Source organism: Adhaeribacter arboris (assembly GCF_003023845.1).
GTDB lineage: Bacteria > Bacteroidota > Bacteroidia > Cytophagales > Hymenobacteraceae > Adhaeribacter > Adhaeribacter arboris.
Genome location: NZ_PYFT01000001.1, coordinates 2,725,620 through 2,751,848, shown reverse-complemented (window position 1 = coordinate 2,751,848; position 26,229 = coordinate 2,725,620). Strand labels below are relative to the sequence as shown.

The 26,229-nt window shown below is 42.8% G+C and carries 19 protein-coding genes; 8 read left to right on the top strand and 11 right to left on the bottom strand.

Annotated features, from left to right (window positions below; translation table 11 throughout):
- Positions 1-9 precede the first annotated feature (9 nt).
- Positions 10-1,803: a RagB/SusD family nutrient uptake outer membrane protein gene (locus AHMF7605_RS11120; RefSeq protein ID WP_106929281.1), complete on the top strand. Its 1,794-nt coding sequence runs from the start codon at positions 10-12 to the stop codon at positions 1,801-1,803.
- A 25-nt stretch (positions 1,804-1,828) separates the two neighbouring features.
- Here AHMF7605_RS11120 and AHMF7605_RS29710 read toward each other — a convergent pair whose 3' ends face one another.
- Positions 1,829-2,002, bottom strand: a complete 174-nt coding sequence (locus AHMF7605_RS29710; RefSeq protein WP_158267497.1) for a hypothetical protein — start codon at positions 2,000-2,002, stop codon at positions 1,829-1,831.
- Between the two features lie 28 nt (positions 2,003-2,030).
- On the opposite strand from AHMF7605_RS29710, the gene AHMF7605_RS11115 reads away from it, so the two are divergent.
- From AHMF7605_RS11115 to AHMF7605_RS11095, 4 genes are all read left to right on the top strand, one after another.
- Positions 2,031-2,954, top strand: coding sequence for an SIS domain-containing protein (locus tag AHMF7605_RS11115; protein WP_106929279.1), 924 nt, complete (start codon positions 2,031-2,033; stop codon positions 2,952-2,954).
- A gap of 249 nt (positions 2,955-3,203) precedes the next feature.
- On the top strand, positions 3,204-5,759 hold the full coding sequence (locus AHMF7605_RS11110; RefSeq protein ID WP_233219010.1) for a glycosyl hydrolase-related protein: 2,556 nt from the start codon (positions 3,204-3,206) through the stop codon (positions 5,757-5,759).
- Between the two features lie 3 nt (positions 5,760-5,762).
- Complete coding sequence (locus AHMF7605_RS11105; RefSeq protein WP_106929275.1) at positions 5,763-6,695, top strand: ROK family protein; 933 nt, start codon at positions 5,763-5,765, stop codon at positions 6,693-6,695.
- Positions 6,696-7,005: 310 nt separating this feature from the next.
- A complete protein-coding gene (locus AHMF7605_RS11095) occupies positions 7,006-7,956 on the top strand; it encodes a DMT family transporter (RefSeq protein ID WP_106929271.1) in 951 nt (316 codons plus the stop codon).
- A 293-nt stretch (positions 7,957-8,249) separates the two neighbouring features.
- On the opposite strand, the gene AHMF7605_RS11090 is transcribed toward AHMF7605_RS11095, so the two are convergent.
- The 7 genes from AHMF7605_RS11090 to AHMF7605_RS11060 all read right to left on the bottom strand — a co-directional run bounded on the left by AHMF7605_RS11090 (position 8,250) and on the right by AHMF7605_RS11060 (position 17,773).
- The gene (locus AHMF7605_RS11090) at positions 8,250-9,149 is read right to left on the bottom strand and encodes an SDR family oxidoreductase (RefSeq protein WP_106929269.1); all 900 of its coding nucleotides are present in this window, start codon (positions 9,147-9,149) and stop codon (positions 8,250-8,252) included.
- A 670-nt stretch (positions 9,150-9,819) separates the two neighbouring features.
- Positions 9,820-10,002 carry a hypothetical protein gene (locus AHMF7605_RS11085; protein ID WP_106929267.1) on the bottom strand — a complete coding sequence of 61 codons (183 nt, stop codon included), beginning with the start codon at positions 10,000-10,002 and terminating at the stop codon, positions 9,820-9,822.
- Positions 10,003-10,183: 181 nt separating this feature from the next.
- Positions 10,184-10,639, bottom strand: coding sequence for a tellurite resistance TerB family protein (locus AHMF7605_RS11080; RefSeq protein ID WP_106929265.1), 456 nt, complete (start codon positions 10,637-10,639; stop codon positions 10,184-10,186).
- Between the two features lie 490 nt (positions 10,640-11,129).
- Complete coding sequence (locus AHMF7605_RS11075; RefSeq protein WP_106929263.1) at positions 11,130-11,381, bottom strand: hypothetical protein; 252 nt, start codon at positions 11,379-11,381, stop codon at positions 11,130-11,132.
- Positions 11,382-11,788: 407 nt separating this feature from the next.
- A complete protein-coding gene (locus AHMF7605_RS11070) occupies positions 11,789-12,037 on the bottom strand; it encodes a hypothetical protein (protein WP_106929261.1) in 249 nt (82 codons plus the stop codon).
- A 729-nt stretch (positions 12,038-12,766) separates the two neighbouring features.
- Entirely contained in the window at positions 12,767-16,228 is a 3,462-nt protein-coding gene (locus AHMF7605_RS11065) for a DUF1080 domain-containing protein (protein WP_233219009.1), read from the bottom strand.
- A 273-nt stretch (positions 16,229-16,501) separates the two neighbouring features.
- Entirely contained in the window at positions 16,502-17,773 is a 1,272-nt protein-coding gene (locus AHMF7605_RS11060; protein WP_106929259.1) for a Gfo/Idh/MocA family oxidoreductase, read from the bottom strand.
- 531 nt (positions 17,774-18,304) lie between these two features.
- Between AHMF7605_RS11060 and AHMF7605_RS11055 the strand changes: the two genes are divergently transcribed.
- Positions 18,305-19,351: an IS110 family RNA-guided transposase gene (locus tag AHMF7605_RS11055; protein ID WP_106929257.1), complete on the top strand. Its 1,047-nt coding sequence runs from the start codon at positions 18,305-18,307 to the stop codon at positions 19,349-19,351.
- 266 nt (positions 19,352-19,617) lie between these two features.
- Here AHMF7605_RS11055 and AHMF7605_RS11050 read toward each other — a convergent pair whose 3' ends face one another.
- The 3 genes from AHMF7605_RS11050 to AHMF7605_RS11040 form a co-directional block, all read right to left on the bottom strand.
- A complete protein-coding gene (locus tag AHMF7605_RS11050) occupies positions 19,618-19,902 on the bottom strand; it encodes a hypothetical protein (protein ID WP_106929255.1) in 285 nt (94 codons plus the stop codon).
- Positions 19,903-19,930: 28 nt separating this feature from the next.
- Positions 19,931-21,790 (bottom strand): beta-N-acetylhexosaminidase, encoded by a 1,860-nt coding sequence (locus AHMF7605_RS11045; RefSeq protein WP_106929253.1) that lies wholly within the window; start codon positions 21,788-21,790, stop codon positions 19,931-19,933.
- 252 nt (positions 21,791-22,042) lie between these two features.
- Positions 22,043-23,059, bottom strand: coding sequence for a LacI family DNA-binding transcriptional regulator (locus AHMF7605_RS11040; RefSeq protein ID WP_106929251.1), 1,017 nt, complete (start codon positions 23,057-23,059; stop codon positions 22,043-22,045).
- Between the two features lie 178 nt (positions 23,060-23,237).
- Here AHMF7605_RS11040 and AHMF7605_RS11035 point away from each other — a divergent pair, with 178 nt between their 5' ends.
- Both AHMF7605_RS11035 and AHMF7605_RS11030 read left to right on the top strand, forming a co-directional pair.
- On the top strand, positions 23,238-24,116 hold the full coding sequence (locus AHMF7605_RS11035) for an inositol oxygenase family protein (RefSeq protein WP_106929249.1): 879 nt from the start codon (positions 23,238-23,240) through the stop codon (positions 24,114-24,116).
- A gap of 220 nt (positions 24,117-24,336) precedes the next feature.
- The gene (locus AHMF7605_RS11030; protein WP_106929247.1) at positions 24,337-26,025 is read left to right on the top strand and encodes a sodium:solute symporter family transporter; all 1,689 of its coding nucleotides are present in this window, start codon (positions 24,337-24,339) and stop codon (positions 26,023-26,025) included.
- Positions 26,026-26,229: the final 204 nt, after the last annotated feature.

The window sequence follows — 26,229 nt, the reverse complement described above, 5'->3', positions numbered from 1 at the left end:
TCGGATATCATGAAGAATTTACTATACACTTGCCTGGTTCTTTTATTCCTGATTCCCATTCCTGCCTGCGACGACGATTTCCTGGATAAACAACCATCGAGCGAATACAGCGGCAATGTTGTTTGGACCGACCTGGCTTTAATGCAGACTTTTGTGAATAACGTTTACAATAATATTCCGCATGGGTTTACCGAATTAATGATGGCTTCTATTTCGGACGAGGCCATTCTTACCTTCGATGGCGGCAGCAGCAACGTTACAAAATCGTTAATAACACCCAGCGATTACTCCGTGTTTGAACCCAATAATGGTTGGATGAGCGGCGTACATGCCAGGGCCTGGAAAATGTCTTGGGAGACTGTTTACAAAAGCATCCGGGCCTGTAACCTCTTTCTGCAGGAAGTAGAAAAAAATACCTACGACGATGAAGAACTGAAAAACCGGCTCTTGGGTGAAGTTTACTTTTTGAGAGCGTACCATTACCACAATTTGGTTTTTCTATACGGGGGCGTGCCCATCATTACCACTCCTTACGGGCTGAACGACGACCACCTCGCGGCCCGGAATACTTTTGAAGAATGCATTAAATTTATTGTGGATGATTGCGACAAAGCGGCGGCTTTATTGCCCGATAGTTACAGCGGAAATCTGAAAGGCCGGGCTACCAAAGGAGCGGCTTTAGCTCTTAAATCCCGGGTATTATTATTTGCGGCCAGCAATTTATACCATAACCAGAATGCCTGGTCGCAGGGCTACCCTAATCCGGAATTAATTGGCTACGTGGGCGGCGACCGGGCGGAACGCTGGCGGCAAGCCAAGAACGCCGCGAAAGCCGTAATGGATTTAAATGTATACGACCTGTACAAAAAAGAACCGGCTCCGGGCGATAATGTGGCCAAGAATTACGAAGAGATTTTTTTATCGAAAGAAACCAATGAAGATATTTTTGTTCGTTTTTTTATTCAGAATTCTGCGGAGGGCTATAACCCGGGACGGTACAATAACCCAAATGGCTACTTCGGTTATGGCGGCAATACGCCTACCAGTCAGTTAGTTGATGCCTTTGAAATGAGCGATGGCAGTAAATTTAGCTGGGATAATCCGGTGCATCGGGCCGACCCTTATAAAAACCGCGAGCCGCGTTTTTACGCCAACATTTTGTTCGAAGGAGCCAAATGGCAACCTCGTCAGGCTGGGGCGGTATCTTTAGACCCAGTGGGAGTAATCCAAGTAGGGTATTACGAGCAGCCTGATGGCTCCTGGGTAGGTGGCCTGGATACCCGCAACAGTTCGTTTGCTGCGAAAGAAGACGGTACCTATACCGGTTACTACCTGCGTAAATTTATCGATCCTACCGTGAATACCCAGTTTTTAAAGCAAGATGCGCCTTGGCGCTTTATACGGTACGCCGAAGTTTTATTAAACTATGCCGAAGCTTCTAATGAATTAGGCGAAGATGCCCAAGCACTGGAGGTAATTAATATTATCCGGAAAAGAGCCGGTTTACCTACTATTACTGGTTCGGGTAATGAATTGCGGGAAAAGATAAGGCAGGAGCGAAAAATAGAACTAATGTACGAAGACCAGCGCTTTTTCGATATCCGGCGGTGGATGATTGCCCCCCAAGTACTTTCTACTAACGCACTGGGCGTAGACATCCGCTATAAATTAGGTATGGAAAAACCGACCTACTCCTTTGTGAGTGTCCGGGATAGAACCTGGAAAGACTGGTCTTATTTCATGCCTATTAAGTTAGACGAAATGAATCGCAACAAACTGCTCATTCAAAATCCGCTTTACTAAAAGCAGGGATTAAGAATTTTCAAAATTAGTCAGTGGGGCTACTAAATTTATGATCGTTTCTCTGGCGCGAGTGTCCTTGCTCGTGTCTATTATCCGGGAAGTCTCTGGCCAGGCGAACCGACATACGCTCTATCAGAATAACTAAACTGGGGTTATACCGGCCTCTGACAGAACAATAGACAAACTCGAGTGAGGACACTCGCACTAAATTTAAATTTTAAGTTCTAATGAATAAAATGTTGGAAGAAATACTGGAAATACCTGAAAAAGGAAGAATACTGCTGACTGAATCACCCCCATATACATTACCGTTGCAGGTGCCCTACTTAGGCATGGGGTCTTCTTATTTTGCGCCGCTCGCCTTTAAGTACATGGGTATTCCCATTTATCCGGAGCTAGCTTCGGAATATTTTACTTACTTAAAATCAGACCAAAAGCTTCCCCATGCCGTTATTCTATCGCAATCTGGCAGAAGCAGTGAAGCGCTATGGTGCCGTAATTTATTCCAGAATTATACTGCCATTACAAATGATGGTAAAAGCCTGTTGGCCACCGCCAAAAATGTAAAACAGGTAATACCCATCCTGGCGGGTGAAGAGCAGTTTTCTTCTTCTAAAACCTATACTAATACCTTACTGGCCCTTTTTAAAGGACTTGGGCTAGATGCCTCCGACGCCTGGCAGGTATTAACTAAAAATATGCGGGCGTACCAACAAAAAGGAGAGCAGTTGGCCGCTGAAGTTTTTTCGTTGCTGCAAAGTGAAAAAATCCACGGCATTTACATTACGGGCGACGGCCCAAATATTGCCACTGCTTTAGAAGCGGCGCTTATTTTAAGTGAGAGTACCAAACGTAATTTCCATGGTTTGCCCATGGCGCAATACGACCACGGTCCTAAAGAAACCGCCCGGCAAAGCATTGTGATACAAATAATAGCGCAAGGAGAATCTTATAACCGCAGTTATAAACTTTCAGAAAAAATAAAGCAAGCCGGAGCGCACGTTTTTACCGTGGAAGAACCGGCAGTAAGCGAAAATCTATCGGTTTTAAATAATATAATACCCTTTAATTTTATGGCGTATTACCTGGCCCAGAAATTAAATGCCGGCGATACCTTCATCGTGGGCGGCAAAGTTACCGAAGTAGAATAACCTGTTTCTCAGCAAATAGACCCGGCGGGTTTCAAAACATGCCGCGCCTGATGCTACTAAATAGCAACCTACTTAGTTCACGGTGTATTCAGTACACAGTGAGGTAATTAACTTAAGAGAAAATAGCGATTAGTAGAAAAGTCTCTCTTTGGAGGGGGTAGGGGAGGGAAATGCCTTCTTTTAGCTAATACAGCACTTTTTCAAACTTTTACCGAATTAGTTCACCGCGTAATCAGATACCCGACTATTATGAAAATATACCTTTTGTTTTTGGGTATGGCCCTACCAAACCTGCTTTTTGCTCAACCAACTAAACAAACCCAATTCTACATTTCCAACGATGACCATACCGATTATATGTGGACGGGGAATGAAAAGCAGTATAAAGAAGCTTTTATTAAGATGCTCGATTATTATATCGGGCAAAGTGATAAAACCGCCAACTTACCTGCCCCTTACCAAAGCCGGTTTAACTGCGATGGTAGTTATTGGTTGTGGGAATACGAAAAAAATAAAAGCCCGGCTGAGTTTGAGAAGTTAATCTCTAAAATAAAATCAGGGCATATCAGCGTGCCTTACAATGCGGTAGTATCGTGTTATGGCGCTAGCCCTACGGAAGGTATTTTGCGCGGCATGTATTACGCGGGTTACCTCCAAAGAAGATATAATTTAGACCTGGACCAGGCCGTAGCTATGGAAAATCAGACTTTGCCCTTAGGCTTAGGTTCGTTGTGGGCGGGCGCGGGGGTAAAATATAGCTGGAAAGGAGTCTGCGATTGTGCCTCTCAAATGAAAGATTTAAAAAAGCGCAACAAAGAAGTGTACTGGTATACAGGGCTGGATAACAGTAAGGTGCTCATGAAATGGTATTCCATTGCTCCCGGCGGAAATAAACAACTGGGGGGTTACGCGGAAGCGCGCGACCCGGCTTTAGCCGTCGACCAATTAACGGCTTTATGCCAATCGCCGGCGCATCCGTACCACATTGCCGGCGCTTTTGGGTTCGGCTGGGACGATTTGCAAACCACCACGGATATTTTTACCACTACCGCCCAAGCTAAAACTAATGCCCAGCGGCAAGTTATTGTATCGAATCAATCGGATTATTTTAAAGCCTTTGAAGCGGCTTACGGTAAGGTCATTCCGGAGGAGTCGCTCGCTTATGGCAACGAATGGGATTTGTATAGTGCTTCTATGGCCGAGCTTTCGGCCAAAGTAAAACGGTCCGTCGAAAAGCTCCGGGCCGCGGAAGCTATGGCTTCGCTGGTAAGCCAACAAGATAAAAACTTTGCCGGTAATCTGGCGGATTTGAAAAAAACGGCCTGGATGGCGTTGGGGCTTTACTACGAACACGATTGGACCGCTGATGGTCCGGTATCACGAGAGGATAGAGCTGCCTGGCAACGCAAAATTGAAAACCAGCTGACTACCTACGTCGATACATTGTATAACCTGTCGCAGCAAAAGCTAGGAACCTACATTAAAACTAGCTCTAATAAAACCCAGTTTTACGTCTTCAACCCTCTTAGCTGGCAACGTACCGATGTTTGCGATTTCCCTTACACCGGCACTAAAAACGTTCGCGTAATAGATACCCAGACCAACCAGGAAGTACCTTCCCAGTTAATTAAGAGTAAAGGCAAAGAATTTATCCGGATTTTAGCGACGGATATACCTTCCGTCGGGTATAAAGTATTCGAAATAACTTCTTCCCCAGCTAAAGCATTACCAAAAGCCGCAACTTACGCCAACCAAGTTTTCGAGAATAGTTTTTATAAGTTAAAAATAACCAACCAGGGTGTCATTACCAGTTTTGTTGATAAACGCCAAGGCAATAAAGAGTATGCCGCGCAAGTGAATGGTAAATTTATGAATGATTTGGGTTCGGGCTCCGATAATATAGGTTCGATTGTGATTGAGCACGAGGGACCAGTATCCGTGACCATACTCTGTACTGGCCAAAAGCCTTTAGCGCATACCAGCCGGATTACCTTATTTAAAGAAATACCGAGAGTGGATATAGAGAATCAGATAACCCAAAATTTTGGAGAAGTGCAGAGCTGGGCTTTTTCTTATAACCTAACAGGCGCGGATGTATGGCACGAAGAAACCGGCACTATATTAAAAGCAAAACCAGTAATCCAAGGCGGGAACTATGCCACCCAGAATGCCCGCTTTGATTGGCTCACCTTAAACCATTTCGCAGCTATTAACAACGGCAAGCAGGGTATTACCTTATCTAACGCCGATTGCGCCTTCCTGAAACTCGGTAACAGTGCCTTAACCAATTTAGATACAAAAACTGCTCAGATTTCGGTGTTAGCGGGCGGCCAGGTAGATGGGGCTAAATTAGGCATTTTAAAACAAGGAGGCGATAGTTTGTTTACCCAGCGCTTTGCCTTAAGCACAAATGCCGGTTTTAATGCCGCGGCTTCTATGCGTTTTTCCTTAGAACACCAAAACCCGCTGGTCGCTGGCAGGATAACCGGCACCCAAACCATTTATTCAGATAAAACTTATTCCTTCTTAAAGGTAAGTGACCCGAATGTTTTATTGTGGAGCCTTAAACCAGCCGAAGAAGGTGCCGCGAAAGGAATAATTACCCGGTTATGGAATTTTAAAAATAACAACTCCCCGGTTAAGCTATCTTTTACCCCTCAGATTACTACTGCGCACCAAACGACCCACGTGGAAACTGATTTGAACAAAGCCACCATCCTAAACGGAAGTTTACAGGAAACCATTGGGCATCATCAAATCAAAACTTTCCGGGTGGTTCTTGAGAATGCTAAAGCAACAAAATAGCGCATGTCAAACAGAAAAAGAAAATTAGCTATTGGGGTAGATATTGGCGGAACCCGAACCAAAATGGGACTGGTGGATTTAAACAAGGGAGAAGTTCTGGAAAAAGTAATAGCACCTACCGAGAAAAAGGATGGAGCTCAATTTTTACATTCCATAACATCTGGAATTGCGCAATTAAAGAGCCGGGCCGAGAAAGAGCCAACTATTTTATTAGGTGCTGGCTTTGGCGTGACCGGCTTTGTGTTGGCAAATGGTACGGTAGATTCTACGTATGGCTTTCTGGAATTTATGGAGGACTACCCCTTAACGCAACTGATTCAAGAATCTTGCTCCTTAGCCTGTAAGGCTGATAACGACGCCCGCGTGGTAGCTTTAGGCGAAGCTTTGTATGGGAAAGGAAACGGATATAATCGGGTATTGGTGCTTACTTTGGGAACCGGTTTAGGTGTAGGGTTTGTAGCCGATGGTACTTTTGAAAGTAAGCTCGCCTTTGGCCACATGAGCGGCCATCAATCAATCGGCCAAACCGATGTTGCCTGTTACTGCGGCAAAACCGGCTGCCTGGAGGCATTGGTTTCCGCCACCGGTATTGTTGATTCCGCCATTCGCTTAAAATGGGAAGAGAAATACCCGACTTTACCCTTAACGGTAGATACCATTTTTGAAGCGCAACAAAAAGGTAATTTAGATGCTCATTCTGTCGTATCCAGTTTTTTAACCCATCTAAAAACAGGTATTCATAATTACATCAATTTGTTTGCTCCCGATATTATTGTATTGGGTGGAGGGGTAGCCCGAGGGATGAATCCCTATTTGAGTCAACTCAGCCAAGTTAATTATTTAAAACCATATAAAAGTTATCATACCAGCATTGTACTCTCGGAACTCGGCGACCATGCCGGAATACTGGGGAGTGCGGCCTTATTTAATCAGTAGGGTTGTACAACCGGCCAGAGGCCGGACGATAGGCCTCACGATCGAGGGCGCTCGCGATAGTACTAGCTGCTTTATGTACCAATTTAATTTTACCCATTAACTATGCAACAAACAGCCTCAGCCAGGTGCAAGGCTTGACGATTTTGTGTTTGAGCGGAGCAAGTGGGGGTAGGGGCCCTCTTACTTTGTGTCAAGGCAAAAAGAACAATAGCAGAGGAAATGAAACAACTCAAGCTATAGTCAAAACAAAAGCCACAGCTATGCCAACAGATATTTTATTCTATCCCCTTTTACAACTAAAAGATAATGTATGATGCAATATTTTAAAGAAAGGCTTTGGTTAGTTTTTGCCATCCTGGCTGCGCTTTGCTGGGGTGTTTGGGGCGTGTTGGCCAAGTTTATTTCCAGCGATATTACCCCTTTCACCAATCACTTCCTTTTTTCCATTGGTATGTTGTTTACCCTGCCATTTATAATCCGGAAATGTAAAGTAAAGGAAATAAGTACGAAAGGAATCATCTGGGGCATTGTGGCCGGAGTGCTGGCGGTGGTTGGGAATGTGGCCGTTTTCCAGTCGTTCAGCACCGGCGGGCAAGCGGCGGTAGTAATTCCGGTTACTAATTTGTATCCTTTAATTACTATCGTGATTGCGTTGCTGGTGTTCAAAGAGAAAATGCACTGGCTCAACGCCATTGGTATAGTGATTATCGTACCGGCCATTATTATGCTTTCGGGGCAATCTCAGATTTTAGATAATCCAGGATTATTTTGGCAAGAATTAGGCTTAAAAGTATGGCTCTTGTATGCGTTTATTGCCCTGTTATTCTGGGGGTTTTTCAGTGCGGCGCAAAAAGTAACTACCAATTACATTTCCGCCGAATGGTCTTACCTTAGTTTTATTCTCTCCTCCGCGCTGATGGCAGGTGGCTTTATAGTTTTTGGCCTGGTTGAATTTAACTTTTCCCGGCAAACACTTTGGGTAGGCACTTTAGCCGGCATGTTGAACGGCTTAGGCGTGCTGGCCAGTTTTGCTGCCTACCGGGCCGAAGGCAAAGCCTCGCAGGTAACCACCATTGCGGGGGCATTACAGCCGGTTTTTACTATAATTCTAGCTATTCTTTTATTGGGCGAAAAGCTGGCCTCCATCGAATTGATTGGCATTTGCCTGGCCATATTTGGCTCTTTATTCCTGTCGGTAGAGAAAAAGAAAACAAATGTTCCGCCGGTGGACGTTAATTTGGAAATTAGTAAGATAGTGTAATTAGGAGCACTTTGTTTGGCATCTTAAAAAGGTCCTATTGGTAGAAGGGAATAGCTACTGACAAACAAATCTAAAATAGTACTAAATTCAATAGAGTAACCTTCTCTAGCAACTACTTCATTTGTTCTGTTTCAATTATATCCTCACCAGCTGACGGAAAAATAAGCTATTTTTGTGTCGAACCCACCTTGCGAAAGTATTTTTTGCAGTGTTGTTCCCTTAACCGATAAGGAAACGCCTGTTCCTGGCCGGAAATTGTTAAATTTTGAAAATACCACTTTTAACTTACCCGCTTAGATAGTTGGATAACCACCCGTTACTTGCACCGTAGAGCCCGTCATGTAACTAGAGTCTTGTGAAGCTAATAAAACAAAAATGGGCGCCAGTTCCGCCGGCTGACCGGCCCGTTTCAGGGGTACACTTTCGCCAAAGTTTTTAACATGGTCCGGCGACATAGTAGCAGGAATAAGGGGCGTCCAGATAGGACCGGGAGCTACGCAATTTACCCGGATACCTTTATCTGCCCAAAGCTGGGCCGTACTAGCCGTAAAATTTTGAATAGCCGCTTTCGTTGCCGAATACGGTATTAATTTAGGAGGAGCTTTGTAAGCATTAACGGAAGTAGTATTAACGACGGTGCTCCCCGGTTTCAGGTACGGTTCGGCGGCCTTGCACAAATAAAACATCGAATAAATATTGGTTTTAAACGTCCGGTCCCATTCTTCGGTTGAAATTTCCTGCAAGCTTTCCCGTTCCATCTGGAAAGCCGCATTATTTACCAGTATGTCGAGTCCGCCGAGTTCTTCTACTGCGCGTTGAACGACGTGTTTACAATGGGTTTCTTCGCTAATATCACCGGGTACCAAAACGGCTTTGCGGCCAGCCGCTTCCACGTATTTAGCCGTTTCCCGGGCGTCTTCGTCTTCGTTCAAATAAGAAATGAGTACATCTGCTCCTTCGCGGGCAAAAGCTATCGCAACCGCCCGCCCAATTCCCGAATCTCCGCCCGTAATAATTGCTTTTCGCCCGGTCAGTTTTCCGCATCCCTGATAAGAGTCTTCGCCGTGATCGGGCTTGGTTTGCATTTCGGCCTCGGTACCGGGTACAGATTGTTCTTTCTCCGAGAAAGGTGGTTGCGGATACTGCTCCTGGGGGTTTTGCATAGCAGATTGGTTTTCCTCGTTTTCTTTCATAATTATAAAGTAATATATTGATTTATAAATAGTTATGTATCATAAAATTTAGGACGAGGAAGGCCGGCTTTCGTTACAACACTATTTTACTTGTTTGATAATCAGAAGTATTAATTCATTAGCTGTAGGATTCCGATATTTATAAAGTGGGATAAAGGGAACGCCATCTTTAACTTAGTGCTTAATTAAATTAAAAATTAGAAAGGATGAATGAGGATTGGGTGCTTCTTCTATTTACTTCATCCATAAGCCTTATTTTACTATCTACTTTGGAGAAGTACTTGTGCTATTCCAATTTAATTTGTAGAAATAAAGTTGGTACCAATTCTAGCTTTATCCCCTTTTTAGTCTGGCCTTCTCATTCATCCTTTCTAATTTTTAATTTGATTAAGCACTGAGTAAACCTGGTAGAAAAGTAGTGATTTTAAAATAGTAATTTTGCTTATTTGTCTGTAAACGATTAAATACTTGCTCCTTTATAGTACGATTATTACGCTTGATTATAGTCCGGCAAAGGACGTTCTGATAACCAGTATGCCGGATGTCCGGGAATTTGGGATGTCGGAAGTGAGTTTTTGCTTAAATCTTATTGTGGAAAATATTAGAAATTACCACATAAAAATCTGCTGTTAGATTCGAGCAAATCAATTATTGAGGTGGAAGAGGATGTCTATAAAACCATTACTCTTCGCTTCGGGATGGATTTAATGAATACTAATTTAAAGAAGGTAGCGTGGGTAGGAACATCCGATAAAAAGTGAGAAGAAAATTCGGCTAAGCTTTCCAGCGAGCTTAGGCGAGAACTTAAATTACCTATTGCATTTAAAAACTTTACTACCAGCGCCAAGGCCATGGAGTGGTTCGTACCTTCGGAGGAAGCTTAATTTTTAGTTGTTCTTAGTAGCAGTGGATTCCTTTAACTTTCGTAGAACTTGCTAATGGCTCTAAAAACTAAATATTTCTTTAAATGTATTTCCGTTTCTCTTTCGAGTACGTAAATGGAAGTAAGTTTTATAGCGCTATAGGTAGGGCCATCAGAGTTGAATATTATCTTTGTTTTTTATCAAAATTACCTGGATAATTTTTGTCGCCAGGTGTTCCTCTAAATCCAAAGCGCTGGCCAGGTAGTCGGTAATTTCCTTTTCTTTATCGGCCAAGATGCCATCGGCTAACAATAACTCTACGATAAGAGCAAATAAGGTAGGTTTATTTTCCTCCGCCACTTTTTCTACGCTTCGATCGATAAGTTCTTTACTGCCCAGTTGCAATTGCAGGTTCATAACCTTTTCGTACAGCGCTACTTTGTCTATGTTCTGGAAAAGAGTTTTAGCCACCATTATCTGAGAAAGTTTATTCGTCTCGGCCTCAGAAATATCTTCATCTACTGCCATGCAGCTAAACATAATGGCTAACCAGGCTTCGGGTTCAGACTTGGGAGTATAGATGATTGGCGGTTGAGTTGGGTTTAATACAATATCAAAAAGTCCCATAGCTGTACAGGTAAAATAGACTAACAGGTAAAGCAGCGGAAAACTACGTAAAATTTAGAACTATCCGCCAAAATCAACTGTAACTTCTTCGGTAAACAAGCCGGTAAAAATAATGTTTAACTTTAACCTTTTTCTTACTTAGTATCTGCCTGAATGGTTAAACATACTTAAATATAAAGCAAAGATGCTAAAAATCGGAAATGGTAAGCCGATAATTTTTAAATTATTACAACATTGGAAATGAAAAAAGCCACCCGGGAGAGTGGCTTTTTATTTTTTAGGATCGTAATTCCGGCAAAGAACAAACTCAAGGTATTGATCTTTGCCGGAAAATATCTTTAAGAAAATTTTAAATTAAATAGTTATAAGCTTTTGTATTTACGCCGATTATTTGGTTTCGATGTCCATCGCTGCTTTAACCATTCTATGCTAACCCAGATTAACCAGGCAATTACGGTTACTGCTACTATCCACTGATATTCGTTCATCACTAATCTTCTGTTATTTCCGATAAGTTTACCAACTCCAGGTAAGGCTCCAGCATATCCAAAGATTTAAAGCCTCTTACCAGATCTACCTCGTTATTGTCTGCCCGGTACCATACTTCCGCAAAAAATCTGCCCATGGTATAAAGACAAATACGGTAAGCCCCGCTTCCACGAACTATTACTAACTCGCCCTGGGTACAAACTAACTCTGCCCGTTCCTCGTGATCGCAACTAAAAAAATCGTATAAATTCATAATGGCTTACGTATAAATGGATAGAAATTAGATAAAAAGATTGTCCTTTTCCTCGTTCTTTTTAGAACCAGCTATAAATACGAGAATTAGAGTAAAAGTGAGTAAAGATTTTAGCATATTATATTGATTATGATTTATATATGTAATTATAAATATTATGCCAGACTACGTTTTTAGAGGCGGGAATAAAAACTTTTACGATAAAATTATTCCACGAGACAAATGGCCATTTTTTATCCGCTAATTACTCGGGAATAAGGTAGGTCAGGGAGGAATGGGTAAAGAGTTTGCCGGTACCCAAATTAGTTTAAATGGTTAAACTAATTTGTGAAGATTTATAATTGCCTGAGCCTATTACAACAGGTTCCGGGGTTGTAAAATTAACATACAATTTACCGAAGACAAACCTAAGAATATATATCTAGTTTAATCTTATTCAGGTATGGTTCCAGCATGGTAGTATCCTGAAAATTGCCAATGTATTCACAGGTGCCATAAGCAGGCCGGCAATAAAGTTCTACATAGAAATTATGCAAATAATAGAGCTTAATCTCAAATACATTAGTCCGGCGAATAGCTAAATACGTTCCCCATTTTTTAAGATACACCATTTTTTCTAAATGGGTTAAATGATTGAAGTCTTTTAAATTCAGCATAGCTCTAGTGGTTTAATGGCAGGATAATAGTTTACCACAAGACGGAAAGGGTAGGGGAAATAGTTGCCAGGAAGTCGAACTAAGTTGTTTAAAAATGGGAGATGGATTGTATACGTATTATTCCTTAAAGAAGCAAGCCAGAACTTTTTGAGCTTCTGTTTTCAATCTGTATTTTTTTAGAAAAAAAGAACGGCAAGCTACCTACTATCGGCGGGAACAATAAGCAAATATTTAAAGCCCGAATTTACGGGTGTTTCCCAAACTGGCTACCCCCAAGCCGGCAAGAATTTCAATGAAAAAGGTTATTCATTCCATAACCTGTTTTTACCAGGTAAGCTTTTGCTTTACCTGGTAAAAGCAAAATTTAAATAGCAACTTTAACTAATTGAAAAGTTGTCAGTAGTTGTTCGTTGTTCGGCTTATAAAATCCAACAATCCGGAAATAACTACTATAATGTTATGTGATAATTTTACTGGGTAGGGCGATTAAAATAATTTACTTAGGCTTACTTGGGAGGGAGAACCTAAAAGCACCGTTGCACTTCTAATTTCTTTGTTGTGAGTAAATGGAAGGTGAAATTTTTTATTGATTTCGATCAAAATTAACCTTATCTCTAAAGTTGTAGCTAGGAAATTTTATAACAACAATATTTAAATCATCTGTCCTGCAGCAGGAAACAACTAATTTGCTGCTGAGCTATAGTTTCTTGTTGCAGGACAGATAAAATATTATTTAACGGCTAATTTCTTGCTTAAATCTTTAATCCGGATGTTCCGGAAAGCTAAAGTAGAGCCATGGCCCAGAAAACCAATATAACCTGAGTCGCGATTGATGCCCGGATGATCTTTATGATCGGCGGTGCCGTTTTTGCGGGCTTCGGTTAGGTCGCCATCTAAGATGGTAGTACCGTTTAGAATTACTTTTATTTTCGGACCCTTTACCATTACTTCCTGGTAGTTCCACTCGCCTATTGGCTTTAGGTACCCGCGTTTAGCGGGCAAAATACCGTAGGCCGAGCCGTGGTATTGGTAAGGTTGTAAAGCTTTGTAAATATCCGCTTCGTTGTCTAAGATTTGTAATTCGATACCGGTGTAGGCGGCATCGCCTTCTAAAGGCGCTCTAATTCCTAATCCATTATTAGCTCCAGGAGTTAATTGGAACTCAAACCGGAAAACAAAGTCGCTGTATTGATCTTTCGTGTATAAATTTCCCCGGCTGCCTGGCTTCGGTGAAACCAACATAGTGCCTGCATCAATGGTGTAATCAATGGTATTGCCTTGCCACTCGTGCATGTTGGTGCCATCAAACAAAATTTTATACCCTTCTTTTTCTTCAGCTGCACTCAGCTGGTAAGGTTTGGGGCGAGGAATTTCCCGGATATATAGGTTGCGGTAACCAACTGGTGAACCGTGCGCCTGCAGTTCAATTTGTTCTTGGGGGAATATCGGCAGCTTGGCATCCCAATAATTTTCCAAAATTACGTTATCGGTTACCAGTTCGCCATTCAGGTAAACGGTTACCCGATCTCCTTGCATCAGAATCCGAAAGTTATTCCATTCGCCCAAAGGATTATCCGCTACTTTCAATGGCTTACTAGGATTTACCTTATTGTTGTACAAACCCCCGGAACCTACCTGAGCGCCGTCTTTCACGCGGGCCGTGTCCCACATCTGCACTTGCGGAGTACCGCGTAGGTAAATACCGGCATCGCCTTCTTTTTTCCCGTCGTCGTAGATTTTCCAATCCACTAGCATTTCAAAATCAGCGTATTTTTTTACGGTAGTCAGGTTATCAAACCCTTTTCCAACAAATACAATTTCGCCGTTCTTAACCTGCCAATCTTGCCGCATTTGCTCATCGGCTTTTTGTTGGGCGGCGGCCAAAGTCTTCGCATCCATTTTCGACCGCTTAATAGGGTCAGCTACTAAACCTTTCCAGCCAGTTAAATCTGTGCCGTTAAACATAGATACAAAACCGGGTTCTTTGGGCATTTCGTCGAGTAACTTGCGGATGTTTGCTTTGGTATATTCTACTTCGGCGCCTTGCATGGCACTCATTGCTTTGTTCAGCAAATCGCGTACATCCTGCCCGAAAATGTTTTTGTTATTTAAAGCAATGTTGGTAACAGCATCGGCGGCTACCTGGTTTAAAGCCGGATCGTCTAAATATTTACCGGCTAGTAACAACGATAAATAAGTTGGGCTTTTACCTACTTCGCGCAGGATAACGGTTTTTTGATCGCTGGTTTTGGCAATATCCATTACTTTGGTTAACAGCAATAATTTTTGCTCTGCCGGGAATTTAGCTGTACTTACCTGACGAACATATCCCCGCAAAGCCTGGTCAAAATAAGATGAATTTGGATCAGATTGCGCAATATTAAAGATTTCAGTGGCCGCGCTAAAATCCGTCCAGTTGCCTAAAGCGGCAAAAGCGGCTTTCTTGGTTTCATCGTTCCCGGATTTAAAGTTAGTAACTACGGTTTGTAGGGCTTTTTTACCACCAATTTTGCTTAAAACCGAATAATACAATAATTTTTTATCGGCGGGCGCCTGCGCCATTTGCTGCAGGATAATATCGGTCTGCTTGGCTTTATCGCTTTCACCTTTTACGGCGTTGTAAATGGCCTCCTGCATAACGGTTACTTCTTCCGGCCGGTCAGCAGCTAATAACAAGGGATACAAAGAGGTTAAATTCTCCTGGGTAGCCATATCTTTTAAGGCGGTTAAGGCCGCTAACTCTACTTCCGGATTTTTGCTTTTAGCCTGAGCCAGTACCACATTAATTTGCTCGGAAGCTTTTCGCGATCCTAAAACTTCTAATAAGGCTGCCCGGGCAGGTTCTTTCATCTTTGGCAAGGCTTGGCTTACCTGTGGCACTACATTGGTACCTTTCATGGTGAGAATTGCCGTTTGGGCTGTCTGCACCACCGTAGAATCTCCTTTGCGCATGGCTTTTATAATAGCTGGCAAAGCGGCTTCCTGACCTACTTTTCCGGCGGCAATTATGGCGGCTACTTTAACATCTTGTTTTTTATTTTTTACGGCTTTAAGCAAGGCCGGTAAAGCCGCCGCATCCTGACGGATACCAAAAAAATTAATAATATCTGCTTTGGCGGCTGGTTTAGCTTTTTTCAGGGCAGTTAACCACTCCGAGGTGCCGGTTTTAAATTCGGTCGCTTGGGTTAAGGCTGCTACCCGGTAGGCTTGATTATTATCGTTCGCGGCGGTTAACAATAAAGGTAAACTCTGCTCTCCCTGAATTCTGACCAAAAATTTTAAAGCCGCAATGCGGGTAGGAACCTGGTTATCCTGAGTAGTTTTGCTTAATAAAGTTTGCGCCATTTTCTCTACCTGGCTTTTATTGCCGGCGGCGAGCATGGTTTCGGCCCAACGCAGATAAGCGGCCGTGGCATTGGCATTCTGGTAAGCAAAACCTGCTTTTTCGGCTTCGGCGGCTAATACCGGTTCGGCGGCAGGGTCCCCAATGTTAGCTAAGGCAAAAAGCGCCACTTTTTTCATTTTCGGATCGCTGCTGCTAACTAATTTACTGATAGCCGATACAGCGGCCGCATCGCGCGAATCACCTAACGCCTCTACTAACGACATTTGGCAAGTTCCTTGAGATTGGGACAAGGCATTTAATAAAGCTGTTTTGGCCGATGCGGTATTTATTTTAACCAGCGCCCGGGCAGCCGGACCACAAACCTGATCGTTTCCCAAGTTTTTAATTAGAGCTGCTACGGCTTCGTCTTTACCGACCATTTGCAGCTGAAAAATTAAAAAAGTTTTATTGATCGGATCGGTTACCTGGTCCAAAGCTTTCACGTAGGCATTGGCCGCCATGGCTCGTAGATTTTCGCGGTTGCCCTGTGTTACATAATAAGAAAAACCGCCTAAAGCATATTGTATTTTAGAATTATCCCCTTGACCAGGGGGAACCAGCATTTTAGCTATTTCTACTAAGCCGGCTTCTCCCAAGGCACCCACCTCGTTCATGTTGGTAGCTAATTGCTGGGCATCTTGGGCCGGGAACTGCGCCAAAACATCGGCAATGCGGGTAGAAATAGTCCGGTTATCGACTTTAGTCTGGGCTTTTAAACTGCCCGAAACTAATAGAAAAGAAAGAAATATTAAGGAAAGTTTTTTCATGTATAACGAAGGGGTAAAATCAAAAATAAATGTTCGCATAGCTAGCTTTATTGCTTTGATTATAAAGTGAGTTGTTTCATTGTTGAAGTATTTGTTCTTTTTGTCTTGACACAAATAGAACCAAAAAAGTCAAGACGATTTTCAACTCGCTACGCTCAAACACAAAATCGTCAATCCTGCACTTTGAATTGCTTAATGTTGCATAGCTAACTGGATAAAAGATTTATTAACGCTTACAGATGGTTGTTTTGCTCTACAAAAGCTAATTAGAAGCAACTTTGCGTCTTTAGTCTGATAATCCGCAGATACTATTTAAATCACAAATGGCGCGCGCATGGGTTGGTCAATGAGGCGGTTGGCACCTTCATCATCGATGAATTCTTGTTTTACCGGATCGTATTTGAGCGAACGGCCTAATTTTAAAGCGGCGAGTCCCATGTTGACAATGGTGCAGGAACGGTGACCATTTTCTTCGTTTAAGGCAAACTTCTTCCGGTTTTTAACGGCATCTACAAAATCCGTTACTTGCGGTTGCGGGTCCGGGAAAGCAGCAAGTTTTTTCTCTAGTTCCGGAATATCCGACCGGAAACCAGGATACAGTTTCCCTTTAGGGCCTTCAATGTAAGCGGCATTCGTGTCTTTGCCTTCGCCGTCTAAAATAATCTGGCAGCCATCGGCATAGGTGTACGTAATCCGGCGCCAGGTACCTACGGCATCCGTATGCTGTTGGGGTGCATCTACCTCCACCGAAACCGGGCTAGTATCATCCTTACCCAGGAAATACTGGATAGGGTCTAAATAATGCTGGCCCATATCGCCTAAACCGCCGCCATCATAGTCCCAGTATCCCCGGAAAGTTTGGTGCACGCGGTGCGGGTTATAAGGTTTGTAAGGCGCCGGTCCCAGCCAGGCATCGTAATCCAGGGTAGCCGGTACCGGCATAGGATCCAGGTTTGTTTTACCTACCCAGTAGAACTTCCAGTCGTAGCCGGTGGTAGCGCCAACGGTAACTTTTAAAGGCCAGCCCAATAAACCACTTTCTACTAATTTCTTGATGGGTTTAACCGGAGTGCGCATGCCGTAGAACATATCCTGGAACCGGAACCAGGTATTTAACCGGAAAATTCGGCCGTGTTGCTGCACCGCTTCTACCACTCGCTTGCCTTCGCCAATAGTCCGGGTCATGGGTTTTTCGCACCAGATATCTTTACCAGCCCGGGCTGCGTCGGCGGCCATAATGCCGTGCCAATGCGGTGGGGTGGCAATATGCACAATATCCACTTCCGGTAATTGAATCAGCTCGCGGTAATCCGAAAAAGTTTTAACCGTACTGCCAATTTTATCTAAAGCAATTTTTATATGGTTTTGCTCTACGTCGCAAATAGCTACCACCTTGGTGCCGGCATAAGGAATATGGCCCCGGCCCATAGAACCCACCCCGATAATACCTTTGGTAAGGTGATCGCTCGGAGCAAGATACCCTTTACCGCCTAAAACATGACGGGGAACAATGGTGATACCGGCCAGGGCCGAAATGGAAGTTTTAAGGAATTTCCGCCTGGAGTTTGCTTCTGGTAGAGTCATGGTTGGAGTTACTTTATGATAGTTTTAATCTTAAAATACTTAATTTTTTATCACTTATACTAGTTTAGTTAACCCGATTACTTAATAAAGACACCGGAAGATTAAAACAAGGTGTATTTAAACTACTAATTTGCTACTTTTTTATCGTTAATTTTCTTTTGCGTTAAACTAATTAAAAAACAGATCTTTCCCTTAAAATAAAAAGGTTACCCGACTAATTCTAAAATATTAGCTCCGGGTAACCTTTTATTATCATTCTCTATCTCTTCGCTTAACCGGACTTAGCTCGTATGTTAGCTTTTTCTTATGTATGTAGGTTAAATATAAATAAATTAATTCTAACAAAAATCAGGTAGCAGGGATAGGGTGGACTTGGCTGGGCACATGTTTATGATGCCGCCGCATAGAATTTCCACCCTGCTATCTACTTTCTTTAGAGCTTGAACAGTACCTAGGTCCGTTTGATAAGGCCGAATCAAAAACGAGCAAAGGCGTTGAAGAGAGTAATCTGGTTTTAAAAACAATTAACCTATGAAAGCAGATGTATTAAAACACGCCCTGGGCATTGATGTGGCCAAAGCCACCTTAGCCGTTTGCCTGGGCACCTTACGGCAGGACCTAGAAAAGGAATTTATTTCTATTGCTGAGGTCGCTAATACCTCTGCCGGATTTCAGAAAATAACCGACTGGCTAACCAAGCTGGGGGTTAACAAAGAAAAACTAGTCGTGGTGCTGGAAGCAACTGGCGTATATCACGAGGCATTGGCCGTCTACCTGCACCAGAAAGGGTTTGCCATCAGTGTGATGCAATCAGGCCGGGTAAAACGTTATGCCCAGAGCCTGGATCAGCGCTCTAAAACGGATGCCTTGGACAGCCGGATGCTAGCCATGCTGGGCTGCGAGCGCAAACTCACCCGTTGGTCTCCACCCGATAAAACCCTGCGCCAGTTAAAAGCCTTAAGCCGCGAGCGATCATCTTTATTAAAGCAGAAGAATGGGGAGAAAAACCGGCTACACGCCGTAGAAACGGCCGCTTACAGTAATAAAAAAGAAGTAAAAAGGTATACCAGGCGTTTAAAAATGCTGGAGGAGCAGTTGTTAGAAGTGGAGCAGGAAATGCGGGAGTTGGTAGCCACCGATGAAGAGCTGGCCCAAAAGATGGATTATCTGGAAAGCATTCCGGGCGTCTCTTTTCTTTCAGCGGCAACGGTAGTGGGAGAAACTTGCGGGTTTAATGAAATAAGCTCCGCCAAGCAATTGACCAGCTATGCGGGTTACGATGTGGTACTCAAGGAATCGGGCAACTTCCGGGGCAGCACCAAAATCAGCAAGAAAGGCAACAAGCATATCCGGAGCATGCTGCACATGCCCTCCATGACGGCCATACGCGTGAATCCAACCTTGAAAGTATTTTACCAACGCCTTCGACCAAAGAAAGCCAAACCGATTGTAGCTCTAGTAGCCGTCCAGCGAAAATTGTTGCTCTTGATGTATAGCCTTTACCAGAAAAATCAATATTATAACCCAGAGTTCGAACAAAAAAACAGCAAGAACCTAAGCCCTTGCTGCATAGGATAACAGAACCTGGTGAGTTGACTGCTTCCTAAAAAATTCTGAAAATAAACTTGACTTTTGACACAGTACCTTTGCGGCGGCATTGCTGCCGTATAGGTGTGGTTAGCACTTGTAGTTCTTTTATGATTCAGGAAACCACCATCCTTCGTGTCTATGTTTGTATTCTTTTCCCTTATCGTCAACTATTCTTATCTCACAGATAAATGAATTCTCCAAAATACTATTATCATTCGCATAAGATCTAGAATTCTGTATGTCAAACTCTATTGCTAAAGTTGCTTTTTAACAAACTCCATTGTTGAGCCACTACTCTCGACCAAAGCAGGAAACCACTCATTCCAATATCCTACAGAATCATGGATTGGTTTAGTGAGTAATTCTTCGGGTTTAGCTTTATTATTTAGAATATCTACTTCAAGCCGAGTTAGTTTGGTTATCCTTACCTGCTTCAACAAATGCCCTAAGAAGTAGTCATCATTTAAGTAGTTCATTAAGCTAATAAATGAATGCCCGAAGTTATGTGAAACACTTTTTAAAGGTTTGTGTCTTGCCATTTATCTCTTTGCTTAACAAAATCAATATTTAAGGAATTACTACCTCAGCCGGTACACTATGGCGGCCATTAGGCGTAATGGTTACCGTTCTAACTTTTATATTTCGGTTAATGGGAATAGCTAAAGGTCTGGTGTAAACATCCGAGGTTTCGTTCGGAACGGAGCCATCCAAAGTATACCGGATCTGAGCATCGGGATAGAGCGTAGAAAGGGTAAGAATAGCTTTGTCGCCTTGCGTTACGATTTTACTTGCATCTAATCCTACTGGTTCCGGTACCCGGTACATTATTTTTTTAGCGTCAAGCCGCGGGAATTGTTTACCCAAGCGTTGCAGGAAGTTTGAATACTCTTTTTTTGCGTAGGGTGTCCAGGCTACCTCCGATAGCGCTAAAATTCTCGGGAATAACATGTATTCTACTTTTTCCGGGATGGTAATGTACTCGGTCCATAAGTTGGCTTGGGTACCCAGAATAAATTTATGCTGCGCTGGGGTTAATTCGCTGGATAGCGGATTATAGCTGTACACTTTTTCTAAAGGCAAATAACCGCCAATCATCGTAGGCTCTACTGGGCTATGCGGAACGGGGTTCTGCCCGTGATCTAAGTACAAATGCGAGGCCGGCGACATCACCACTTCATTGCCGTGGCGGGCGGCTTCAATGCCGCCTTTTTCGCCCCGCCAACTCATAATTGTAGATTTAGGAGAAATACCACCTTCCAGAATCTCGTCCCAACCAATTAATTTTTTGCCTTTAGCCAGTAAGAACTTTTCGATGCGGTTGTTAAACCAACCCTGCACTTTTTCTACATCTTTCAGTTTTTCTTTTTTCATAACATCTTTTACCAGGTTACTTTCGCGCCAGCGGTCTTTGGGGGCTTCGTCGCCGCCGATGTGCACGTATTTACCCGGGAATAACTGCACCACTTCGGTTAACACATCTTCAAAAAACTGAAAAGTTTGCTCCGACGGACAAACAATATCTTCGGAAATTCCCCATAAAGTACGAGTTTGATAGGGTCCCGGCTTGCAAGCTAACTCGGGATAAGCCGCTAAAACAGATACCGAATGGCCGGGCATTTCTATTTCCGGTACAATGGTAATGTAGCGTTTCTGGGCATAGTCAATCACCTCTTTAATTTCTTCCTGGGTGTAAAAGCCACCGTGCGGTTGGCCGTCGTATTTAAAATCTTCGGGCTTTTTCATTAATTGCTGCGGCCCAATTAAAGATTCGTTCCGGAAAGCGCTTATGGTAGTTAGCTTAGGATATTTTTTAATTTCGATGCGCCAGCCTTGGTCGTCGGTGAGGTGCCAATGGAAGGTATTGATTTTATATGTGGCTAAGTTATCAATGTATTTTTTAACGAAAGCTACCGGAAAGAAATGCCGGGCTACATCTAACATGTTGCCGCGCCATTTAAAAGCCGGTTCGTCGGTGATGCGCACGTACGGAATGGCCACATTCTCCTGCGCTTTGGGCGGTAAAAGCTGCATCAGCGTCTGGGCGCCGTAAAATAATCCAGGTCCGGCCGAAGCTGTTATACTAGCTCCTGATTGGTCTACCGTTAGTTGGTACCCTTCGGGATTTTTATCCGTAACCGCGCTGATTTTTAATTTTATCGTCGCCAGGTTCGCATCGGCGGTTACGGTAGCCACTTTACCCAGTACCGTAAAATAATCTTTTAAAAATCCGGCTACGTTTTGTTCGTCAGCGGTTTTGGCGGCAATTACTACTTTAGCGGGCAAAGTAAATTTACCTTCGTAAGCTTTAACTTCTAAAGGTAACGGAACTAAGCCGAGGTTATCAACGGGAATTTCTTTGGTTTGAGCATGGGCCCAGAAAAGACCAAACCAGGAAAGGACGACAAAGAGGAAAACTTTTTTTATCATGAAATAATTAATTGAATAAAAGAGAAGGTATCATTCGGAAGGTACGCCACAAATTTACAGGAACTTTCAGCGGATAAAAATATATTCCGTAATCAGTAATCTGTTCTTTTCTTATGAAGTTAAATTCTATAAGGAAGGTATTTAGCTAAGTAAATAGAAAGTAGTAACTCTATAGTAAAATACTCTTAGTTAATAGAGCTTACGTATTTAGACTCTAAAAGCAAACTGTTTGGGAGGTTGACTCTTAAATATTTAAAGACGGCACGTGGAATCCCGGACGTGCAAAACCGAAGACAATACCTGGCTTTCGGCAACTATACTTCCATTCGTTCTTTTAAGGGCTTTAAATAAGCTGGTAGCCGCGGCTTTTCCCATAGCAAAAGCGGGTTGAGTAATGGTAGTAAGGGCCGGATTTAAATAAGCCGCCGATTGTAAATTAGAAAAACCCACCACTTTTACCTTTTCCGGAATCGGTAAATTTAACTCGCGGCAAACCTGGTAAATACTGGTAGCTTGTTTCTCCACGGTCGCCATTATACCATCGGGCCGGTCCGGGCGGCTCAACAACTCTTTAATTAATAGATAATTTTTTCCCTCTATTTTAGAGCACTCTACAACAATATTTTCCTTAAAATGTCTTCCCCTATCAGTTAAAGCTTGCTTGTAACCAGCTAATCGGTTTTTACTAATGGCTAAACTGTTCGAGGCCGATAATAAAGCAATAGAATGGCAGCCGCAGTCCATTAAATGTTTAGTTGCCAAATAGCTGCTTTCAAAATCGTTGGTAGTAATTTTAGTGGTGAGCATGTCTTCACAAACCCGATCGAATAAAACCAAAGGAATACCGCGGGTGATTAGTTCTTGAATGTAGTTGTAGTGGGTAGTTTCCGCGGTAATAGAAAGTAAAACGCCATCGACCCGGCCGTTTTGAAATTCTTTTAAAATAGCCTGTTCTTTGGCGCTACTTTCGTGGGTTAAGTAGATTAAAACGTGAAATCCTGAATCCTGCGCCACGGCTTCAATGCCGTTTATGGCTTGCGCAAAAAAACTATCGGCTACTTCCGGAATAACTACAGCAATGGTTTTACTTACTTTTTTTCGTAAACCGCTGGCGTGGTAATTCGGGACGTAGTTAAGTTGAGCCGCCCGTTCCAGCACCCTTTGTTTGGTCTGGCTGCCAATCTGGTAGCTATCCTGCAAGGCCCGGGAAATAGTAGATGCCGAAAGGTTTAACTCTTCCGCTAATTTTTTAATGGTTACTTTCTCCATAATGTAATCTGGTACCGAAAATCAAAATAGCCAATGCAATAGAAGCGCTGCATAAGTTTAGGCAAACGATTGCGTAAATAAAACAGCCAATAAAAGGTACAATAAGCCTTTAAATTTTAGTAAATTAGTAAAATTAGCAGGATAAGAAATCTCTACTTTAATAAAATTGCAAATTGTTATGAACTTAGCCGAAAAAGACGCCTTGAATCCATTGGAGAGCCTGGAAGAGTGGGAAGAAAATTTACTGGACCGTTATCCGGACCCGGAAGAAATTGCCCAAGGTAAAGCCACCGAAGCCTACCGGAATTACGAAGCTCCCGTGCGCGATACCGTAAAAGAATTTTACCGGCTCAATCACCGATACCAGAGCTATGATTTTGTGCTGGAGAAGGAGAAAGATTTCTTACGCTTCGATAAGAAAGAAATGCCGGTTTGGGACGCTTTCCAGTTTTTAAACCAACTGGTAGATGATTCCGACCCTGATACCGATCTGGACCAAATGCAGCATTTACTGCAAACTTCCGAAGCTATTCGCGCCGATGGGCACCCGGATTGGATGGTAATGGTGGGCTTAATGCACGATATGGGTAAGGTGCTTTGCTTATTCGGCGAACCTCAGTGGGCGGTAGTGGGGGATACCTTTCCGGTAGGCTGCGCATTTTCCGATAAAATTGTTTACCCGGAATTTTTCAAAGACAATCCGGATAGTAATGACCCAAGATTTAATACCAAATACGGCGTTTATGAACCTAATTGCGGTTTGCGGAATGTGCATTTATCCTGGGGGCACGATGAATATGTGTACCACATGATGAAAGATTATTTACCGGAACCAGCTTTATACATGCTCCGCTATCACTCCTTTTACCCACAACACCGCGAAAACGCCTATGACCACTTAATGGACGCGCACGATCACGAAATGTTTAAATGGGTAAAATTATTTAACCCTTACGATTTATACTCAAAGAATCCAACCCCACCTAATTGGACGGAACTTCGTCCTTATTACGAAAATCTGATAGCCAAATACTTACCGGCAACGCTTAAATTTTAATTTTTGATCTTGTTTTCAGCCCCTTCTCTTAACTTAGAAGGGGTTTTTCTTCCCATATTTAAGTAACAAGATGTATTCACTCAGGTAACTACTCGCTTGAATGAGTTGCCTGCGGCTTAAGGGGTTTTAAACTACCGCGAGCTCTTTTATTGCTTTTTCAGACATTTCCGTTACTATTACTTTACTTTAATGCGTTGTAACCTCTAACCTACGGCCTTCTATGAGCAACAAGCTTACTTTAGCTGATTATCTGGTATTTATCATCTATTTTATTCTTGTGGCATCTTATGGATATTGGATTTATTCGAAAAAAAGGCGAGTAGTTGCCGATACCAAAGATTATTTCCTGGCCGAAGGTTCTTTAACCTGGTGGGCCATTGGCGCTTCCCTGATTGCTTCTAACATTTCGGCGGAACAATTTATTGGCATGTCCGGCGAAGGCTTTTTTGTGGGAATTGCCGTTGCCGTTTACGAATGGATTGCGGCGGTGGCGCTGATTATTGTGGCTATCTGGTTTATTCCGGTTTACCTGAAAAATCACATTTACACCATGCCGCAGTTTCTTAAAACCCGTTACAACCACACGGTAGCTTTAATAATGGCGGTGTTTTGGCTATTTCTGTACATTTTCATCAATCTTACTTCTATCTTATACTTGGGCGCCCTGGCTATAAATGGCTTAGTAGGCGGCCAATCCTTTCATCTGGTAATGATTGGCCTGGCCGTATTTGCTATTTTTATTACTTTGGGCGGCATGAAGGTAATTGGGTATACCGATGTTATTCAGGTGACCGTATTACTTATTGGCGGGCTGGCTACTACTTATATGGCCTTAACTATGGTGAGCGAAAAATTTGGGCTGGGCAGCAGCGCCATAGCCGGTTTTACCACTTTAATGAAATTCGCTCCCGATCATTTTCATATGATATTTGACAAACCCAGCGCGGGCGCTTCGCAGGAAAGTATTAACAAATACCTGATTTTGCCGGGTATTACTATGTATTATGCGGGAGTGTGGATTAATAATTTAAATTACTGGGGCTGTAACCAATATATTATTCAACGGGCATTGGGCGCCGATTTACAAACCGCCCGCACCGGTATTTTATTCGCCGGATTTTTAAAACTCTTAATGCCCGTAATTGTTATGTTGCCCGGCATTGTGGCTTACGTATTATATAAAAACGGACACTTACCGGAGTTAGCCGGGGGCAGTAAAGATGGGGCTTATTCGGCAATTCTGGGTTTTCTGCCCAACGGACTTAAAGGTTTATCGCTGGCCGCCTTAACGGCGGCTATAGTGGCCTCCTTGGCCGGTAAGGCGAATAGCATCTCTACTATTTTTACCCTGGATATTTACAAAGAATACCTGCACCGGAATGCCAGCGAGAAGCAATTGGTTTGGGTAGGCCGTTTCTTTATTGTTTTTGCCATGGTGGTAGGCATTATTTTCACCTGGGACGATTGGATGGGCATTAGCAGCGAAGGCGGTTATACCTTTATTAATAAATATACGGGTTATATTAGCCCGGGCGTGTTTGCGACCTTTTTACTGGGCATGTTCTGGCAAAGAACCAGTGGCGCGGCGGCCATTGCCGGTATCCTATCGGGTTTTATTTTATCTATTTTCTTTGGTCAGTTTGCTCCTAATGTGCTAGGCCCGGAAACCTGGTTGTACACCGCCTTCCGGAACAGCAATAATGTTTACGAAATTCCTTTCTTTATCTGCATGGGTTGGTCGTTCTTTTTTACGGTATTGTTAATGGTGGTCATTAGTTTGGCCGGGGAAAAAGTAAATACCAAAGCATTTGTATTAGACTCGCACCTGTTTCGTTTACAATCCTCCACCGTTGTAATGATGGTTTTTACCTTATTAATTTTATCTGCTTTATACATTAAATTCTGGTAAATTGCTAGTACTCAATTTCCTGTGATAAAGTTGATCATGTACGTATTTTGATAGTGCAAGTAAATGAAACGTAAGAGGCGGTAAATCAATAGTATGAATTTTTATTTTAAACATATGCAAGTTGTTTAGTGAATTTAGAATTATTCTGATTAATTATATAATTAACTCCTTTCGTCACGTTATTAGATTAAAAGAAAATATAAA